This window comes from Thermalbibacter longus (assembly GCF_023806485.1).
GTDB lineage: Bacteria > Chloroflexota > Chloroflexia > Thermomicrobiales > Thermomicrobiaceae > Thermalbibacter > Thermalbibacter longus.
Genome location: NZ_JAMSLR010000003.1, coordinates 277,898 through 296,356, shown reverse-complemented (window position 1 = coordinate 296,356; position 18,459 = coordinate 277,898). Strand labels below are relative to the sequence as shown.

Here is an 18,459-nt window from a genome sequence, read left to right as displayed (position 1 = left end):
AGTGTCACCGGTGAGCGAAGACCTGACCCGGCTGACGGTGACCGAGGCGAGCGCGCGCCTGGCTCGGCGGGAGATCAGCGCCGTCGAGCTGCTGCAGGCACATCTGGAGCGCATCCGTCAGGTCGAGCCGCAGATTCATGCTTTCATCACGCTGACCGAAGAGGTGGCCCTGGCACAGGCACAGGAGGCCGACCGCCGCATCGCCCGCGGCGACGTCGCCCCGTTGACCGGCATCCCCATCGCGCTCAAGGACGTGCTCTGCACGGTCGATGCGCCGACCACCGCCGGCTCGCGCATCCTGGAGGGCTTCCGCTCGCCGTACGACGCCACGGTCGTCCGCAAGCTGCGCGAGCAGGGCGCGGTCTTCGTCGGGAAGGCCAATACCGACGAGTTCGCGATGGGCTCCTCGACCGAGAACTCGGCCTACGGCCCGACGCGCAATCCCTGGGACCTCGAGCGGGTGCCCGGCGGATCGAGCGGCGGCTCGGCCGCAGCGGTCGCAGCGGGCGAGGCGATGGTCTCGCTCGGATCCGACACCGGTGGCTCTATCCGGCAGCCTGCCGGCTTCTGCGGGGTGGTCGGGCTCAAGCCCACGTACGGCCGGGTCTCGCGCTATGGCCTGGTCGCCTTCGCCAGCAGCCTCGACCAGATCGGGCCCTTCGGCCGGACGGTCGAGGACGTCGCGATCGTGCTCCAGGCGATCAGCGGCCACGACCCCTGCGATTCGACGTCGGTCGACGTTCCGGTTCCCGACTACCAGACATCGCTGACCGGCGACATCCGGGGCATCCGTATCGGGATCGCCGCGGAGTACCAGGTGCCGGGGATGGATCCGGAAGTGGAGCGCGTCGTCGACGAGGCCGTGGCCGAGCTCCAGCGGCTCGGCGCGGAGATCGTCCCCGTCTCGCTCCCGCACACGAAGTACGCGCTCGCCACCTACTACATCATCGCCCCATCGGAGGCCAGCGCCAATCTCGCCCGCTACGACGGCGTCAAGTACGGCCTCAGCCTTCAGGGGGAGACGCTGCTCGAGAGTTATCTCCAGACCCGCGGCCGCGGCTTCGGGCCAGAAGTCAAACGCCGTATCATGCTCGGAACCTACGCGCTCAGCGCCGGGTACTACGATGCGTATTACGTCAAAGCCCAGAAGGTGCGCACGCTGATCAAGCGCGATTTCGACGAGGCCTTCGAGAAGGTCGACGTGATCCTGGCGCCGACCTCGCCCACCGTCGCCTTCCGGCTCGGCGAGCGCACGGCCGATCCGATCCAGATGTACCTCTCGGATGTCTTCACCATTCCGGCCAACATGGCGGGGCTGCCGGGCATCGCCGTCCCCTGCGGCTTCGCTCATGGCCTGCCGGTGAGCATGCAGTTCATGGGGCGGCCTTTCGACGAGGGCACGCTGCTTCGGGTCGCCCACGCCTACGAGCAGGCGACGCCCTGGCACCGGGCAGTGCCGCCGCTGATCGAGGCGGTGACGAGGCGCGCGCCTTCAGGCGGGACGGAGTGAGATGGCCAGCGAGCGTTCCCGGGTGGCCGGCAATCTCCGCGGCCAGCTCCTGGTGCTGCTGGCCTTCGGGATTACGCTCTATTTCGTGGTCGCGTTCGGCCAGCAAGCCTGGAAGGCCCGCCAGCTCGAAGCGCAGGTAGCAGTGCGACGCGAGGCGCTGGCCGCGCTGCAACGCGAGCATGACCAGCTTGCTGCCGAGCTCGAGCGCTACGCTACCGGAAACTACCGGACCTACATCGAGCAGACCGCCCGGCGCGAGCTCAATCTCGCCTACCCCGGCGAGACGGTCGGCATCGTACGCTGGCACGCTGCCCCCACGCCGACGCCCGAGGCAACGCCATCTAGGCAGCGGCCCGAGTCGAAGCCGAACTGGCGAGAATGGCTCGATGTCTTACGGCTGCCGCAGCCCTGAGCGAGACCCGTCCGGGCTGTTCAACGGCCCGTGCGACGGGTAAAACCGGCTCAACCGACGCTGTGTAGCGTGCTTTGATCAGTCGAGAGGCTCCCCTCGGCGAGCGCCGGAGGGTAGTCCGGCTCCGACTCCGGAAGGAGCCCATGCATCAGCGCGTAGATAGCGGCCTGTGTCCGATCCTTGACGCTCAGCTTCTCGAACAGGAGCGAGAGACGGTTCTTGACCGTGCTCTCAGCGAGACAGAGCGCCTCCGCGATCTCTTTGTTGCTCAATCCGGCAGCCACGAGTCGCAGGAGCTGGATTTCCCGTAGCGTCAACCCGACCGGCGGCACGCCTTCCTGGAGCGAGCTGAGTCGCCGGAATTCTCGCAGGAGAACGCCGGTGAGCGCCGGGCTGATCACCGAGCCTCCCTCAGCCACCTGGCGAATTGCCGATACCACTTCTTCAGCCGGGGTATCCTTGATCAGGAACCCCTCGGCGCCGGCCCGCACCGCGCTGAGGAAGGTATCCCGGTCACCCACCAGCGACAACACAACGATACGCACGCCGGGACACTTCATCTTGATCCGCCGGATCGTGCCGGCGATGTCGAGGCCCGGCAAGGCCGAGTCGACCAGGACGACATCAGGCCGGCGCAGTTCGACCAGCGACGCGAGGTTGAAGCCATCTCCGGTCTCGCCGACTACGCGCATCCCTTGCTCGGTTTCCAGATAGTGCCGAAGAGCTTGCCGGAAGAGCAGGTGTTGATCGGCGAGAACGAGCGTGATACCTGAAGAGCCGTTGCGCTCCCGGCGTGCTGCGTTAGACTGGCTCACAAAAGGGCGCGAGTGGATCATGGCTGTGTCCCCCTCGAGGTGTCGCTGCTCGCGCTGGCTCTGCAAACAATAGCGGAAACATGCGTTCCGCACAACTTAACGGGAAATGCAACCTGCCGGTTGCACGACTCGCTCATATCGGTTTACGGTCGTTGCGGGCTGAGGGATTATAGCCAGATAGTCCTGCTCGATATCCACTAGCCCGTCTCTGCTCGTATCATCCATGCGGGAGCGCGCGCTCGGTGAATGTACATCTCGACCCGTCAGACGATGCATTGATCCAGGCGGTCCGCTCGGGCGAGCTCGCCGCTTTCAACCTGCTAGTCGAGCGCTACCAGCGTAGTGTGTATGCGGTGGCGCTCCGCCTGCTCCACGATCGCTACCTCGCTGAGGATATCACACAGGAGACCTTTCTCCGCGCCTATACGTCGCTCGACGACTACCGGGGAGGCAGCTTCCGCGCCTGGCTTCTGCGCATCGCCCACAACCGCGCGCTGGACGTGCTTCGTTCGATGCAGCGACGGCCAGCAACCTCTCTCGACCTTACTGGATCGGACTTGGGGGTTCGCTGGTCGGTCGAGCCGGCTCCGGTAAGCCCGGTGGAGCACGCCACGCGAGACGAGCTACGGCGACGGCTCGAGGCAGGTCTGGCGATGCTCCCGGAAGATCAGCGCATCACCGTCATTCTGTCCGATGTCGAGGGGTTCTCCTACGAGGAGATCGCCGCGATCACCGGAGTCTCGCTGGGTACTGTCAAGTCTCGGTTGAGCCGCGGGCGCGCTCGCTTGCGGGCACTTCTGGCTGCCGATGAGTCTTCGCGGGAACTTCTGGAAGGATTCCTGCGTCAAGCTAATGACGGGCCCAGTGAGCGCTCATCGGGATCCGAGTAACGGCGACGCGACGAACAAGGAGCAACAGGCAACGAGCATCATGCGGTTTACGGCAGACGGACATCCGAACGATGAGCTCCTCTCGGCCTACCTCGCCGAGGCGATCGACGACCCGGCGGTCGCGGCAGCGGTGTCGGCGCACCTCGCCACCTGCACGGCCTGCCAGGAGCAGATCGCGGAGTTGCAGGTCATAACCGCGCTGCTGGCCGAGCTGCCCGCGCCGGCTCTGCCGCGCTCGTTCACGCTGACGGGCGAGGAGTTAGAGCGCCTGCGTCCCCGGCCGTGGTACCTGCGCTACCAGCCGCTGTTTCGCTGGTCTTCGGCCATCGCTGCACTGCTGCTGGTAGCGCTGCTGAGCGTCGATCTGCTGGCCGGCGGACCAGCGCCAGCAGGCACGCCAGCGTCGCCTCCCCAACCGGCGGCAGACCGGCAGGCTGCATCGGAGGCGGTCGAAGCGACCCCGGTCGCCGCGCTCAGCGCACCGGCCGAGCCGACACCCGGCGAAACCGGGAGTGCCCAGGAGATTGCCCCGGCCGGTACCCCGGTACCGGCCACGGAATCGACTCCTGAGGCTCCGGTAGCGGTTATGGCCGCGCCGTCGACTCCACAGCCGACGCCGGCCGGCTCGGTGCCGAAAGCCGCCGGTGAGGATGAGTCCAGTCCTGCCGAGACCGGGATCTCACTCTTGCGCCTGGCGACCGCTGCGGCGGGCATTGTGCTCGCGGTCGCGCTCGCGCTCGGCTTCTTGTTGCCGCGCCTGGCCGCGCGCCGTCACCGTCTCTCGCGGTAGATGTATCGAACGAGAATTGTGCAGAGAGGAGAACACGAGATGAGCGGTCTTCAGCGTCTCGGCATCGCGTCGTTGACCATCGCCGCCCTGGCGGTGGGTGGCGCGCTGATCGCGCTGTTCACTGGCGCCGGGGTGTCCGGACCGTCTCCAGCCGCAGCGCAGACCCCAAGCGAGCGCGTGATCAGCGTCAGCGGCGAGGGACGCGTCTTCATCCGGCCGGATCTGGCCATCGTCACGCTCGGCGTCGAGCTTAGCAACCCAGATCTAGCCACGGCCCAGCAGGAGGCGAGCCAGCGCATGGATGCTGTGCTGGCAGAGTTGCAGGCGCGCGGGATCCCAGAGGAGAAGATCAAGACGGTAAGCTACAGCATCTGGGTGGAGCGCAACTACGAACAGCCGGATCAACCGATCACCGGCTACCGGATCGTCCATCTGGTCGAGGTCCAGGTTCAGCCGGTGGATCGGGCGGGAGAGATCATCCAGGCAGCGGTGGGCGCAGGCGCCAACTCGGTCTCGGGCGTGTCCTTCACGGTCGCCGACCCGAGTACCGTCATGCGCCAGGCTCGCGAGCTGGCGATGCGTGACGCGCGGGACCGGGCTAGCCACCTCGCGCAGCTCGCCGGGGTCAGCCTGGGATCGCCCATCCGCATCGTCGAAGGCGGAGCCTTCCCACCGCCAGTACCGGTCGAGGCGCGAGCCGCTGCGGGCGCCGCGGACGCCCTGCCGCCGGGGCAGACCGTGGTCAGCGTCGTGGTCACAGTCGATTTCGCGATCCAGTAGGGGAGGAACGACGCTCGATCCGGGCCTGGGCCTGACCAGCCAGCGAGCCTGAGCCCAACCTCGCGGTAGCGCGGCCGGCGGGAACCACTGGGTTCCCGGCCGGTCGCTATGCTGTGGAGATGCGGCGATTCAGGCCCAGCTAGCGCGCATCGCCGCCCACGGTATCGAGAGGAGGTTCGCTATGGACGAGCACCATCGCGCGTTCGACTCCATCAGCGTCACGGGCAAGGGGCAGGTCGAAGCCGTCCCCGATCGAGCGGTGGTCGTCATCACGGTCGAAGTATCCGACCGGACGCTGGCACGCGCGCAGAGCGAAGCCAACCGCCGGATGGCCGCGGTGCTGGCGGCGCTCCGCGCGCAGAGCATCGCGGACGAGCGCAGCCGCACCGCGTGGTACGACGTGACGCCGCAGCGAGACTACAGGCTGGCGCGGTGGCCAGTCCTCGGATACTCAGTGAGCCATCGGGTACGAGTGACGGTTGAACCGATCGAACGTGTCGGAGAGGTCATCGACGCGGCGACGGCGTCCGGCGCGACCAGCGTCGAACTCTACTGTTTCGACGTGGCCGACCCGTCGGCTCCAGAACGAGACGCTCGTATCCGCGCGATGGCCGACGCGCACACCAAGGCCGCCCACCTCGCCGAGCTGGCCGGCCGGCGCCTGGGCAAGGCGGTGCAGATCACAGTCGATGACTCCTGGCCTCGTCGTCGCCGAGCGCGAGACTACAGTCTGTACACTCCCATGAGTCTAGTCCCCGAGCACCAGCCGACCGAGGTGAGACCCGAGCCCGTCGAGTTCTCCATTACTGTCTCGGTGACGTTCACGCTCGAAGACTGAGAGCTGCTCACAGGTCGGCCGGGCGCTCGCCGAGCTGCACGCGCAAGGTCAACGTCTCGCCGGTCGAGGGACGGAAGACCTCCATCGTCACCGTATCCCCCGGCCGGTAGCGGAACAGCTCGTTGACCAGCGGGTGATCACCGTCGATAGCCTGCCCGTTCAACGCAGTGATGATGTCGCCATCGCGGGCTCCAGCCTGGTCGGCGGGTGAGCCAGGCTCCACCGCGGTCACCAGCACGCCGTGGTCGACCGGGAGATCTCCAGCCAGCGCCTGGCGTGGAGTAATCGGCTCATAGGTGATGCCGAGGTACGGGCGGATGACGCGCCCGTTCTGGATGAGCTGATCGGCGATGATCTTCACCGTGTTACTGGGGATAGCGAATCCCAAGCCCTCGATGGGAAGGAAGCCCGCCTGCCGGACGACCGCGGTGTTCACGCCCACCACCTCGCCACGGAGGTTGAGCAACGGGCCCCCAGAGTTGCCCGGGTTGATCGAGGCATCGTGCTGGATCATGTTTTCCAGGTTGAAGCCGTCCGGGGTCTCGAGCTGCCGCCCGAGCCCGCTGACGACGCCTTCGGTCACCGTATTCGTGAAGTCGCCGAGCGTGCTCCCGATGGCGATCACCCGGTCGCCGGGCCTCAGCTGGTCGGAGTCGCCCAGCGGGAGCGTGCCGGGAACTGGGGGGTCAACTTTGATCACGGCCAGGTCGCTGAACCGGTCGGCACCGACAAGCTGCGCGGACGCCTTGGAGCCATCAGAGAAGAGCACTTCGATCTCCTGTGCCCCCTCCACGACGTGGTTGTTGGTGATGACGTGCCCCTGCTCGTCGATAATGAAGCCCGTGCCAGTGCCCGCGGGCTCGTTCTCGTCGCCGAACAACCCGCCGAGCCCGAGAGCCTGGCGATTCACGACCGTGACGACGGCCGGGCTGACACGTTCCACGATGTCAGCGACCGACACCCCCTCATCCGCACTGGCCGCGGGCGGCGCAAGCGTGGCGGTCGGAGACGGGAGCGCGACCACCGTCGGCGACGGCGAGGCGGTGCTGGTCGCCACCGTGACAACCTCCGTCGGCTGGGGCATCGAGACCGGCGAAGACCGCGGTACGACCAGCAAGGCGGCTACCGTTCCGGCGACCCCGCCAGCAACCGTCCCGAAGCTCAGCGCCAGCAGCGCCACCAGCACGACTACCCAGAGACTGTATCCGCGCTTCATCGCTGCCCCACCCTGTCAGAGATCTCGCCGCATCGCTGCTGCGCCAGCGGCCGGCACAGCGTAAGCTTGCCCCAAGAGGAGGTCGGTCGGCACCGTGGCTCGGTCTGCACGCTGGCGAATCGCTCTGCTTGCCCTGGCGCTGGTCCTGGCTGGCTGCGGGACACCCGCCCCGGCGGCCGGCAGCCTGGCCTCTCCTGAGGTCTATCCAGGCGGCGAGCTACTCGTCTTGGCGGAGTGGCTATCGCAGCACCTCGATGACCCGGCCCTGCGCCTGCTCGACGCCAGCCCACTCCACGAGTATCAGGCGGGACACATCCCCGGGGCCATCCATGTCTGGTGGCAGGACACGATCGAGGTGCACAACGACACCTACGGGATGCTCGTCGGCGAGCCTGGCCGCGCCGAGTTGATCCACCGGGCCGGGATCACACCGGACACACGGGTCGTTGTCTACGACGGCGCCGGCAACCGCTACGCGGCCCGGATCGTCTGGACGCTGCACGCGCTCGGTTTTCGCCAGGTGCAGGTGCTCCAGGGCGGACGGCAGGCTTGGGAAGCCGCTGGCCTGCCGCTCACCCGCCGGCTCCCGTCGTCTCCGCCTCCCGGCTCGCTGGTGCAGCAGCTCGACTATACCGTCTTGATCGGCGTCGACGACGTGCTGGCTTCGCTCGGCGATCCGGCTGTCGCGATCGTCGACAACCGCACGCCAGAGGAGCTGCGCGAGAGCTGGAACGGCCGCTTGCGGCTGGGCAAGATCCCCGGAGCCGTGATGGTTCCCTGGACGGCGCTGACCGAGCCTGGCTCCGTGCCCGCCTATCGTGACCCAGGGGCGCTCCGCGAGCTGTTCGCAAGCCAGGGCGTGACGCCGGACAAGACCGTCATCGTCTACGGGCTCCACGGCCCGAGCGCTGCCCAGACCTACGTCGCGCTCAAGCTGCTCGGCTATCCTTCGGTCCGCGTCTATGACGGCTCGTGGGCCGAGTGGGGCGCCCGAGCCGATCTGCCCTTGGAGCCGCTGTCGTGAGCGAGCACCGACTCGACGCTGGGGACTGCCTGGAGGCAGTCATCGAGGACCCGGCCGGCAGCACTGTCCGGCATGCGCGCGACCAGGCGACCGGCACCTGGACGACCTACCGGCATCCGCACGCGCGTCGCCCCTGGCCAGCCGCCTACGGGCACCTGCCGGGCACGTACAATCCGATCGATGACGACGCGCTCGACGTCATCGTCCTGAGCAGCATGCCGTTGAGGACGGGCCAACGAGTCCGCGTGAGACCGATCGGGGTGTTCGTGCGCCCCGACGGTGATCACAAAGTCCTGGCTGTCCGCTGCAACGATCCGCGGTACGGTGGCGTGGTCGATCTCCTCCAGGCGCCGGCTGAAGACCTGCGGGCGATCGAGGAGTGGTTCGCCGACTGGGATATCGTGCTGGGATGGGAGAGCGCGGAGGTGGCCTGGCAATTGATCCGCTCCGCGACCGGAGCGAGAGACGAGCCGCTATGAGCGAGCGCGAGCCGCTGCGCGTGCTGGTCACCGGGGGAGCCGGCTATATCGGTTCCTTCACCGTCCGCGCCTTGCAGGAGGCCGGACATGAGGTCGTCGTGTTCGACAATCTCCGTTACGGCCACCGGGCAGCCGTGGACTGCCCACTCATCGTCGGCGAGCTGGCTGACCGCGATGTGGTCTTTTCCGCCATCGCCGATGGACGGTTCGACGCGGTCTTCCACCTGGCTGCCTACACCTCGGTTCGAGAGTCGGTCGAGGATCCAGCGAAGTACGTGCGGCACAACATCGGCGGAGCGATCAACCTGCTCGACGCCTGTCTGGCCTACGAGGTGCCCTGGGTCGTGTACTCCTCCACCTCCGAAGTCTACGGCGAGGCCCGCTATCTCCCGCTCGACGAGAACCATCCGACGGAGCCGGCCAACCCCTACGGCGCGTCCAAGCTTGCAGTCGAGGAGTTCCTGCGCTGGTACGACCAGGCCTATGGGCTACGCTCGATCAGCCTGCGCTACTTCAACGCCGCCGGCGCCGCGCTCGACGGCTCGCTGGGCGAAGACCACCGGCCTGAGGAACACCTGATCCCGAACGCGATCAGGGGCGCGCTGGGGCTGCAGGCATTCCGGCTCACCTCGCCCCGGGTCGATACGCCTGACGGAACCACGATCCGCGACTACGTGCACGTTCTCGACCTGGCTGAAGCGCACCTGCTGGCACTCCAAGCGCTACGCCGAGGCCACCCGACGGACGTAATCAACCTGGGAAGCGGGGTCGGCTACTCGACCCGGCAGGTGATCGAGCTCGTCCAGGAGATCACCGGCGTCGAGTTTCCCATCGAGCCTGGAGAACCCAGGCCAGGGGAGCCGCCGGTCAAGTACGCCTCCTACGCCAAGGCCGAGCGAGTGCTGGGATGGCGACCACGCTACGGTCTCGAGGAGATCATCAGGAGCGCGGTACTCTGGCACCAGCGCTTCCCGCACGGCTACCCGGAGTGAGCCGGAACTCCGATGAGCGTCCGGTTGAAACGCCTCTACCTGCACGGCTTCAAGAGCTTCGCGACGCCGGTCGAGCTGTGCTTCGACCGCGGCATCACCGCCGTCGTCGGCCCGAACGGCTCGGGCAAATCCAACATTGCCGACGCGATCCGGTGGGCGCTCGGGGAGCAGAGCTACGGAAGCCTGCGCGGCCGGCAAGCGTCGGACGTCATCTTCGCTGGCGGGCCAGGCCGGGCACCGCTGGGAATGGCTGAGGTGAGCCTGACCCTGGAGCAGGAGGGGGAGAGCCTGGGACTCCCCTTCACCGAGATCACGGTTACCCGCCGGGTCTTCCGAGACGGCGAGAGCCACTACCTGATCAACGGGAAGCGGGTACGGCTCCGCGACGTGCTCCAGCTCACCGCCTCTCTGGGGCCTGACTACACCGTTATCGGCCAGGGGCTGGTCGACGCCGTTCTCAGCCAGCGGCCGGCTGATCGCCGCGGGCTGTTCGAGCATGCGGCAGGCATCGCCGGGTTGCGTCTGCGCCAGGATGAAGCTTCGGCCCACCTAGCCCAGGCTGAGGCCAATGCCGTCCGGCTAGAAGACCTGCTGCGCGAGCTGGAACCCCGCCTGCACGCGCTGGAGCGCGCCGCGCGCCAGGCCGAAGCGGCCATCCGCGTCCGGGAGGAGTTGCGAGCGTCCCTGCTTCAGCTCTACGCGCGGCGCTGGCAGGCGATCCAGGAACGGATCCAGGCAGCGGCCGACGCGGAATCCACTGCGGCGGTCACGGTAGTCCGTGCGCGTGCCGCGCTGGAGCAGGCCAGGCAAGCGCTGGCATCTGTGGAGTCGGCGACTGTGTCGCTGCGCCAGCGCGTGGATGAGCTGGAACGGGCGCTGGAGCACCGTCAGAGCGCGCTCCAGGCCACCCTCCACCGGAGCGAGTTAGCCGCGGCGAAGGAACAGGTGTCCCAGGAGCGCCTGGCCGACCTGGAGCGGCGCGCGGCCGAGCTGGACGCCGAGGCGGCAGCGCTCGCCCACGAACGGGAGGCCTTCGAGTGTGAGCGGCGAGCGCTCAGCGAGCGCCTGCAGAATCTCGACCGCGAACTGGCGGAGATCGAGGCCGAGACGCGGGCAATGGAGGCCCGGCGGGATGAGCTGCGCGCCTCGCTGCGGGCCACCGACGAGAAGGAACGGCACCTCCAGCAGGAACTGGCCCGGCTGGAAGCCGAGCGAGGAAAGCAGGAGCAGGCTCTCGCGGGGCTGCTCGCTGAGCGCGAGCGGCTGGCGGCTGCGGAGGCCGAACGCGAAGCCCGGCGGAGCAAGCTGGCGGCCCGCGCTGAGGACCTCGAACGGGCAGAGGCAGCGCTTAGGGTACAGCTCTACGAGGCGCGCCAGGCTCTGGCCGAACTGGAGCGGGAGGAAGCGGCGATTCAGGCCGACTTGGCCCGGGCGAGGGTGGCACTGTCTGAGTTGGAGCGGGAGCTGGCTGCTACCTCAGCCCGGCTGGACGCGCTCGAGCGGCTGGCGGAATCCGGCATGGTGGCCGGCGCCGTGCGCGCCGTGCTGGCGGCAGCCCGGGAGGGCAAACTGGCCGGCGTGATCGGCACGCTCGGGAGCCTGATCGAAGTCCCCGCCGAGCTGGAGGTCGCGATCGAGGTTGCCCTCGGCGGCCATGTGCAGGACGTGGTCGTCGAGCGCTGGGCCGATGCTGAGGCGGCCATCGCCTACCTGAAGCGCACCCGGTCCGGCCGCGCGACCTTCCAGCCGCTCGACACCGTGCGCGCCGGCCGCCCGCAGCAGCTCGCGCTGGCCGGACAGGAGGTGAACGTCATCGGCGTCGCGACCGAGCTGGTACGCTGCGAGCCACGCGTCGAGCCGGTCGTGCGCAGCCTGCTCAGCCGCGTCCTGGTCGTGCGCGATCTGCCGACCGCGCGGGCCATGCTGAACCGCCTGCCTCCCGGCTGGACGATCGTCACTAGGGACGGGGAGATTACCCGGCCCTCCGGGGCAGTCACCGGTGGCTCTCGCGGTCGCGAGCGCGGGCTGCTAGCGCGGGAGCGCGAGCTGCGGGAACTCCGGCGACGCCGCGCGCGGCTGATCGCCGAGGGTGAGCAGGCGCGGGAAAGGGTTCAGCGGCTGGAAGCGGCCCGTGCGGAGCGGCTGGCCCGGCGCCAGGAGCAGGCAGCCGAGCTGGCCAGGCTGGAAGCCGAGGATCGCGAGCAACGGCTCGAGCGCGAGTTGCTGCGCCAGAGCCTCACCGCGCTCGAGACGGAGACCGAACGCGACCGGGAGCGGCGAGCGCAGATCGCTGGCCAGCTTCAGGCCATCGAGCAGGCGCTCGAGGCGATCGCGACCGATCTCAACCGGGTGCAGGCCGAGCGCGAGCGACTGGTGACCCTTCGCGCCGCGCAGCAGCGCGAGCTGGAGACGCTGGCCCAGCAGCTCGAGTCTGGGCGCGTGCAGGTGGCCCGTGGCGATCGATCGGCGGTGCAACGACAGCTCGAGGGGGTGGAACAGCAACTCGCCAGGCTGGAACGCCGGGCACAGCGGTTGGCCGAAGGGCGAGAGCTACTCGCCCGCCAGCGCGTCGAGATCGAGCAGGAGCTCGCCCGGCTGGCCGAGGAGCGACGCGTGCTCCAGGCCGACACGCAGCGACAGCGCAAGGAACTGTCGGACGCCGAGGAGGAGCACGCCGCTACCGTCGATCGGCTCAGGGAATTCCTGGAGCAGGAGCGGGCCCAGCGTGAGATCGTGACCGGGTTGGCGCAGGAGCTGCGAGAAGCCGAGCGGGAGCTGGATCGTTGCCAGGTCGAGCGCCAGCGTGCTGGGGACGAGCTGGCGATGGTGCTGGAGCGAGCGGCTTGGGATCTCTCCGTCGACGATCCCGCGAGCTTGCCGGCGCAGCTCGCCGAGGTCGAACTCGATCCGAGCGTTCCGCTGGAAGAGATCGAGGCGCAGAGCGCCAGGCTACGCGAGCGCTGGCAGCGGCTGGGCCGCTACGGCGAGGAGTCGATCGACCAGTACCGGGCAGAACGCGAGCGCTACGAGCGGCTGAACCGAGAGCTCGCTGACGTGCGCGCTGCCGCACAGCGGCTCCGCGAGACGATGGGCCAGCTCGAGCGCGAGATGCAAGCCTCCTTCAGCCGCACGGTCCATGCGGTGGATCAGGCCTTCCGGCGGACATTCAGCGAACTCTTCGGCGGCGGCCGCGGCCGGCTGCTCGGCTCGAACGGCGCCGGCCCCGAGGGCGGGATCGAGATCGTGGCCCAGCCTCCGGGGAAGCGCTTGCAGAGCCTGCACCTGCTCTCCGGTGGCGAGCGGGCGCTTACCGCCGTGGCCCTGCTCTTCGCCATCCTCAGCGTCCGGCCGGCGCCCTTCTGCGTCCTCGACGAAGTGGACGCCGCCCTGGACGATGCCAATGTGGTCCGCTTCCGCGATATGCTGCACGCCCTCTCGGAGCGCACCCAGTTCGTCGTCATCACGCATAACCGCGCTACTATCGAGGGAGCTGCCGTCCTCTACGGCATCACGATGGGAGAGGACGGCGTTTCACGCGTCCTCTCCCTGAGCCTGCCGTGAAGCAAGGCAAGCCGGAGCTGGTAGGGGCGACCGGCTGGTCGCCCCTACCAGGGATTGGCACGATCGCGCGGCTCAGTCACGCTCGCGGAGCATGAACGCGCGTTGGTTGAACCAGGCGGTGCGCTCCCCGTCGGAGGCGGTCAGGCTCACCTCGAGCGTCAGGTCAGTGGTCTCGCTGCCGATGGCGGTCTGGAAGTGGTTGGCGGTACCGTAGTCGTTCACCGCCGTGAGCACGCGCTGTTCCCCGGCCTCGAGCTCGAGCCGCTGCTGCAGCACCACGATGTTGTTGTGGTTCCGGTGATCCATAATCATGACGCGCACGTAGACTGTCTGCGGAGTCTCGCCGTTGGTGACGACGAGCTGGTACTGATCACCGGCGTGCGTGGCCGGCGAGGTCGCCGTCCAGCCGTATTTCACCTCCGGCGGCAGTCTACCGGGCCTGCCACTCGGCGACGTCGCCTCGCTCTCCTGGGCGTGCGCGCCCGCGTGCTCGTGCAGGACGACCGCGACCGCAGCCTCGTGCGCTAGCAGGAGCCCACCGCCCAGCCCCGCCACTGCTGCGACGGCCATCGCCCAGCGCCAGGGGCCGAGGCGCGCGAACCACGAAAGGAACCGGCTCATGATCCCTCTCCTTTCTCGCTCCGGTGGGCCGACCCGCTCGCGCCCACCATTGCCCGATTCCTGAGAGGGAGCGTAGGCGACGTGTGTAACAGCACTGTTACCATCGAGCGAGGGAAGACACGCTGGAAGGAGCTGCGAGGGCCGTGCAACCGGACTCCAGAAGGGCCGAGCTCTCGGGGCGAACACTGGTGACCACGGGCACGTCGTTCAGGCCGGGTCACTACCGCCTCGCTGACCCCGACGGGGGTGGAGTCATCGTCGTCGCCGCCGATGGCGTCGTGCTCGACGGGAACGGGCTCATCCTCGACGGTATGCAGAAGGCCGGCTTCGGTATCGTGCTGCGTGGCCGGACAGGTGTCGTCATCCGCAACTTCGTCATCCGCAACTTCTTCTACGCCATCTTCGCCGAGGACTGCACCGACCTGGTGATCGAGGACAATGACCTCTCAGAGAACGCCGGCAGCGACGGGACGTTTCTCGACCTCAACCAGCCGCTGTCGGCCGCGTGCGGCGGGGGCATCCTGTTCCACCGCGTTACCGGCAGCGCGGTGCGCCGCAATGTCGCGAGCCGCCAGGACGTAGGGATCAACCTCTACGCTAGCCACCGCAACCTGATTCAGGACAACGATGTCTCGCACAACACCGCCTGGGGCATCCGGCTCTTCGCCTCTTGCGAGAACCGGATCGAGCGTAACCAGGCTCACCATGTGAACCGCTGCGGCGGCACCGGCTGCGACGCGGCCGGAATCCTCGTGACCAGCGGGTCGCACCGCAATAACGTCATCGGCAACGACCTCCGCTACTCCGGAGACGGGTTCTTCCTCGGCAATCAGTTCAGCCCACCCAGCGACAAGAACCTGATCGAAGGCAACGACGGCTCCTACTCCCCGAACAACGCCTTCGAGGCGACGTTCTCGACCGGGAACGTCTTCCGCAACAACATCGCCACTCACAGCAACTACGGCTTCTGGCTCGGCTTCTCCCGCGAGACGATCCTCGAGGGCAACGTGATCGCCTATAACCGCACCGACGGGGTCAACTGGGAGCACGGCCAGGGCGGCGTCATCCGCGATAATCTGATCACCCGGAACGGCCGTCACGGCGTCGCCTTCACGCTCGACCCGGCCAACCACGATCTCCCCGACCGCGTGACCTCGGAGCGCCACCTGGTGACCGGCAATACGATCCGCAACAACGGTCGGTGCGGGGTCTACCTGCTCCACACCACCGACTCGACGGTGACGGGCAACGTCTTCGCCGGGAACCGCCGCGACGTCTGCGCCGAGGGGAGATCGGCCAGAAACCAGGTCGGATAGGCCCAGCGGCGCGAGGTCTTGACCAGCAGCCCCGCAGAGGCCATCGTACGGCCCGAGGAGGTGCGGGCAGCGGTGGCGCGGTTACTCGAGCACGATGCCAAGGAGATTCTGGCGGCCCGGGGGATTCCGGTGCCGCGGGGACAGGCCGTCCCCGCTGCCGAGGCAGCACGGCAGGTCGCGTCTGCGCTCGGAGGGCCGGTCGTCGTCAAGGCGCTCGTCCCGGTGGGGAAGCGAGGGAAATCCGGCGCCGTCAGGCTGGCCGCCGACCCGGAGGCCGCTGGCGACGCTGCCGCGGCGCTGCTCGGGCGCGAGGTCGGCGGCTTCCCGGTCGATCGCGTGCTGGTCGAAGAGGCGGTGCCAGTCGCACAGGAGCGCTATCTGGCCATCACGCTCGACGCCGATGACCGGACGGTGCGGGTGCTGGTCGGCCGGGAAGGCGGGGTCGATGTCGAGGAGCTGGCGCGGGGTGAAGGAGCGATCGCCTGGCTGGAGCTGGTGCCGGGCGAGGAGATGATGCCGTTTCGCGCCCGCGCGCTCTGGCAGTCGGCGGGCGTGCGCGGCCCGGCGCTTCCCCGCCTGGCCCAGCTTACGGCCGCGCTCTACCGGGCCTTCGTCGAGCTGGACGCCGAGCTGCTGGAAATCAACCCGCTGGCCGAGACAGCCAGTGGTGAGCTCGTCGCCCTGGACGCGGTCGTCGCGCTCGACGAAGCGGCGCTGTTCCGCCACCCCGAGCTGGCCGGGCGTGTGCTGATCGGCCCGGCCTGGCGTCCACCGACGGCGCTGGAGCAGCAGGTCGACGCGATCAACGCCGCCGAGCCGTACCGGGGCTCGGCCCGGTACCTGGAGCTGGAAGGCGGCGATATCGGCTTCCTCTGCGGCGGTGGTGGGGCCAGCCTGCTGCTCTTCGATGCCCTGCTCCGCGCCGGTGGGCGGCCGGCGAACTACGCCGAGATCGGCGGCAACCCGACCGAGACGAAGGTGGCCGCGCTGGCTCGCGTGGTGCTGTCCAAGCCAGGGGTACGTGGCCTGTTCGTCGCCCACAACCTGACCAACAACACCCAGGTCGACGTGCTCGCGCGGGGAGTCGTCCAGGCGCTGCGCGAGGCCGGCCGCCTGCCTCCGGACTTCCCGGTAGTCGCGCGCGAGACCGGCGTCAACGAGGCCGAGGGCCGGGCGATCTTCGAGGCAGCGGGCGTGCGCTGGCTCGGCGAAGAGGTGACGCTGAGCGAGGCGGCCCGCGTCATGGTGCAGGCGATGCGCGAGCGGTACGGGGAGGGCGATGGCGATTCTGCTCGACCGTGACACCCGCGTCCTCGTTCAGGGCATCACCGGCCGCGAGGCGCGCATGGTCACCGCGCACATGCTGGCGTACGGCACCGCCGTCGTCTGCGGGGTGACACCCGGTCGAGGCGGCGAGCAGGTCGCTGGCGTGCCGGTCTACGACACCGTGGCCGAGGCAGTCGCGGCTCACCGGCCGGCTGCCGCGCTCGTCTCGGTGCCGCCGGCCGCCGTGCTCGACGCGGCCCTGGAGGCGATCGACGCCGGCCTGCGGCTGCTCCTGATCGCGACCGAGCGCGTGCCGAAGCACGACGCGCTGCGACTGTTGTACGCGGCGAGGACAGCAGGCGTGCACGTAATCGGCCCGAACTCGGTCGGGCTGATCAACCCGGGCCAGCGCGTCAAGCTGGGAGCGATCGGCGGCGACCGGCCAGAGCGGGCTTTCGTCCCGGGCCGGATCGGCGTCATCTCGCGCAGTGGCGGCATGACGGCCGAACTGGGGTTGATGCTGCGCCGGCACGGCTTCGGGGTGAGCACGGCAGTGAGCGTCGGGGGCGACGCGTTGATCGGCACGCCCCCGGCCGACCTCTTGCCGCTCTTCCAGGCCGACCCGGAGACAGACGCGGTCGTGCTCTTCGGCGAGCCGGGAACACGCTTCGAGGAGGACGTCGCCGAGGCACTGGCCGACGGCCGCTTCAGCAAGCCGCTCCTCGCGCTGGTCGCCGGGCGGTTCGCCGAGTCGCTGCCAGAGGGCACTGCCTTCGGCCACGCGGCGGCTATCATCCGGGGCGGCTCCGGCCGGCCGAGCGCCAAGCTGGCGGCGCTGCGCCAGGCGGGCGCCTGGGTCGCCGACGACCTCGACGAGCTGTTCCGCTTCCTCGACGCCCTGGCTTCCAGTGGCGTACACCACGAGACCGGGCAGCGCTGACACGTCGCCGGCCACCGTCGCAGCGCGCTCGACTGCGTCAGTACCATCCCGTCGGCGCGGAGGGCTCGCGGCGATGCGCGTCGAGCGTGAGCCAGCGATCGGCCCAGTCCGCGCCAGCGAGCCGGGGTGCGCACTGGTGAGCGACCACAGGTCATCGCTTGACGGGATTAGGCCGTAACCGCTACTGTGCCCGAAGCGGGGGCTCCACGCCCTCGATCCGATGGAGGAGCAACGACGTGGCTGGGAGACTCGAGGGGAAGGTCGCGATCATCACCGGCGCGGCGTCGGGCATCGGAGCTGCCAGCGCCCGGCTGTTCGCGGCCGAGGGCGCCCGCCTCATGCTGGTCGATACGAACCACCAGGCGCTCGCCTCCCTCGTCGAGAACCTCGAGCGTAGCGGCGCCCAGGTGATCAGCTCGCAGGCGGACGTCGCCAGACCGACCGAGGTCGCCGCGGCGGTCGATGCGACCGTCGCGAAGTTCGGGCACCTCCATGTCCTCTTCGCGAACGCCGGGATCAGCGGTCGCGGGCTGGTGCCGGAGATGCCGCTCGAAGAGTTCGACCGCATTCTGGAGGTAAACCTGCGCGGCGCGTTCCTCTGCGCCCGCTACGCCATCCCGCAGATCGCGATCTCTGGTGGCGGCTCGGTGATCTTCACCGCCTCCGAGCTGGCCCTCGTAGGGTCACCGGGTGCGGCCGCCTACTGCGCGTCGAAGGCGGCGCTCCTCGGGATGACTCGCGCGCTCGCGCTCGACCACGGCAAGCAGGGCATCCGGGTCAACTGTCTCTGCCCTGGCGCGGTGGACACCCCGCTGCTCTGGAGATCAGCCGAGCGGCTCGGTCGCAGCGTCGACGAGTACCGGGCGGAGATCATCAGCCGGATGCCGCTGGGCCGGATCGGCCAGCCGGAGGAGATCGCGCGGGCGGCCCTGTTTCTGGCCAGTGACGACTCGTCGTTCATGACCGGCGCCGCGCTGGTGGTCGACGGGGGCTGGACGGCGCGCTGAGG

At 68.8% G+C, this 18,459-nt stretch carries 17 protein-coding genes; 14 read left to right on the top strand and 3 right to left on the bottom strand.

Features of this window, described 5'->3' with window-relative positions; genetic code table 11:
* The first annotated feature begins 10 nt into the window (after positions 1 to 10).
* Positions 11 to 1,510, top strand: coding sequence for an Asp-tRNA(Asn)/Glu-tRNA(Gln) amidotransferase subunit GatA (gene gatA, locus NET02_RS06250; protein ID WP_284056525.1), 1,500 nt, complete (start codon positions 11 to 13; stop codon positions 1,508 to 1,510).
* 1 nt (position 1,511) lies between these two features.
* On the top strand, positions 1,512 to 1,922 hold the full coding sequence (locus NET02_RS06245; protein ID WP_284056524.1) for an FtsB family cell division protein: 411 nt from the start codon (positions 1,512 to 1,514) through the stop codon (positions 1,920 to 1,922).
* A gap of 50 nt (positions 1,923 to 1,972) precedes the next feature.
* Here the strand turns inward: NET02_RS06245 and NET02_RS06240 are convergent, their stop codons facing one another.
* Positions 1,973 to 2,758 (bottom strand): response regulator, encoded by a 786-nt coding sequence (locus NET02_RS06240; protein ID WP_284056523.1) that lies wholly within the window; start codon positions 2,756 to 2,758, stop codon positions 1,973 to 1,975.
* Between the two features lie 221 nt (positions 2,759 to 2,979).
* On the opposite strand from NET02_RS06240, the gene NET02_RS06235 reads away from it, so the two are divergent.
* The 4 genes from NET02_RS06235 to NET02_RS06220 all read left to right on the top strand — a co-directional run bounded on the left by NET02_RS06235 (position 2,980) and on the right by NET02_RS06220 (position 6,035).
* The gene (locus NET02_RS06235; RefSeq protein ID WP_284056522.1) at positions 2,980 to 3,627 is read left to right on the top strand and encodes an RNA polymerase sigma factor; all 648 of its coding nucleotides are present in this window, start codon (positions 2,980 to 2,982) and stop codon (positions 3,625 to 3,627) included.
* 40 nt (positions 3,628 to 3,667) lie between these two features.
* On the top strand, positions 3,668 to 4,417 hold the full coding sequence (locus NET02_RS06230; RefSeq protein WP_284056521.1) for a cupin domain-containing protein: 750 nt from the start codon (positions 3,668 to 3,670) through the stop codon (positions 4,415 to 4,417).
* 39 nt (positions 4,418 to 4,456) lie between these two features.
* Entirely contained in the window at positions 4,457 to 5,197 is a 741-nt protein-coding gene (locus NET02_RS06225) for an SIMPL domain-containing protein (RefSeq protein WP_284056520.1), read from the top strand.
* 181 nt (positions 5,198 to 5,378) lie between these two features.
* On the top strand, positions 5,379 to 6,035 hold the full coding sequence (locus tag NET02_RS06220) for an SIMPL domain-containing protein (RefSeq protein ID WP_284056519.1): 657 nt from the start codon (positions 5,379 to 5,381) through the stop codon (positions 6,033 to 6,035).
* Positions 6,036 to 6,042: 7 nt separating this feature from the next.
* Here the strand turns inward: NET02_RS06220 and NET02_RS06215 are convergent, their stop codons facing one another.
* Positions 6,043 to 7,251 (bottom strand): S1C family serine protease, encoded by a 1,209-nt coding sequence (locus NET02_RS06215; protein ID WP_284056518.1) that lies wholly within the window; start codon positions 7,249 to 7,251, stop codon positions 6,043 to 6,045.
* Between the two features lie 94 nt (positions 7,252 to 7,345).
* Here NET02_RS06215 and NET02_RS06210 point away from each other — a divergent pair, with 94 nt between their 5' ends.
* Genes NET02_RS06210 through smc form a run of 4 tightly spaced genes read left to right on the top strand, consistent with a single transcriptional unit; the run spans position 7,346 to position 13,307 of the window.
* Complete coding sequence (locus NET02_RS06210; protein ID WP_284056517.1) at positions 7,346 to 8,275, top strand: sulfurtransferase; 930 nt, start codon at positions 7,346 to 7,348, stop codon at positions 8,273 to 8,275.
* Positions 8,272 to 8,754, top strand: a complete 483-nt coding sequence (locus tag NET02_RS06205; RefSeq protein WP_284056516.1) for an inorganic diphosphatase — start codon at positions 8,272 to 8,274, stop codon at positions 8,752 to 8,754. The genes NET02_RS06210 and NET02_RS06205 overlap by 4 nt, the downstream gene beginning before the upstream one ends.
* Entirely contained in the window at positions 8,751 to 9,746 is a 996-nt protein-coding gene (gene galE / locus NET02_RS06200; RefSeq protein ID WP_284056515.1) for a UDP-glucose 4-epimerase GalE, read from the top strand. Before NET02_RS06205 ends, galE begins: the two co-directional genes overlap by 4 nt.
* A gap of 12 nt (positions 9,747 to 9,758) precedes the next feature.
* The gene (smc, locus tag NET02_RS06195) at positions 9,759 to 13,307 is read left to right on the top strand and encodes a chromosome segregation protein SMC (RefSeq protein WP_284056514.1); all 3,549 of its coding nucleotides are present in this window, start codon (positions 9,759 to 9,761) and stop codon (positions 13,305 to 13,307) included.
* Between the two features lie 72 nt (positions 13,308 to 13,379).
* Here the strand turns inward: smc and NET02_RS06190 are convergent, their stop codons facing one another.
* Positions 13,380 to 13,928 carry a hypothetical protein gene (locus tag NET02_RS06190; protein ID WP_284056513.1) on the bottom strand — a complete coding sequence of 183 codons (549 nt, stop codon included), beginning with the start codon at positions 13,926 to 13,928 and terminating at the stop codon, positions 13,380 to 13,382.
* Positions 13,929 to 14,116: 188 nt separating this feature from the next.
* On the opposite strand from NET02_RS06190, the gene NET02_RS06185 reads away from it, so the two are divergent.
* From NET02_RS06185 to NET02_RS06170, 4 genes are all read left to right on the top strand, one after another.
* Positions 14,117 to 15,244, top strand: coding sequence for a right-handed parallel beta-helix repeat-containing protein (locus NET02_RS06185; RefSeq protein WP_284056512.1), 1,128 nt, complete (start codon positions 14,117 to 14,119; stop codon positions 15,242 to 15,244).
* A 72-nt stretch (positions 15,245 to 15,316) separates the two neighbouring features.
* A complete protein-coding gene (locus NET02_RS06180; RefSeq protein WP_284056511.1) occupies positions 15,317 to 16,546 on the top strand; it encodes an ATP-grasp domain-containing protein in 1,230 nt (409 codons plus the stop codon).
* Positions 16,524 to 17,450 carry a succinate--CoA ligase subunit alpha gene (locus tag NET02_RS06175; RefSeq protein ID WP_284056510.1) on the top strand — a complete coding sequence of 309 codons (927 nt, stop codon included), beginning with the start codon at positions 16,524 to 16,526 and terminating at the stop codon, positions 17,448 to 17,450. Before NET02_RS06180 ends, NET02_RS06175 begins: the two co-directional genes overlap by 23 nt.
* 236 nt (positions 17,451 to 17,686) lie before the next feature.
* Positions 17,687 to 18,457: an SDR family NAD(P)-dependent oxidoreductase gene (locus tag NET02_RS06170; RefSeq protein ID WP_284056509.1), complete on the top strand. Its 771-nt coding sequence runs from the start codon at positions 17,687 to 17,689 to the stop codon at positions 18,455 to 18,457.
* Positions 18,458 to 18,459: the final 2 nt, after the last annotated feature.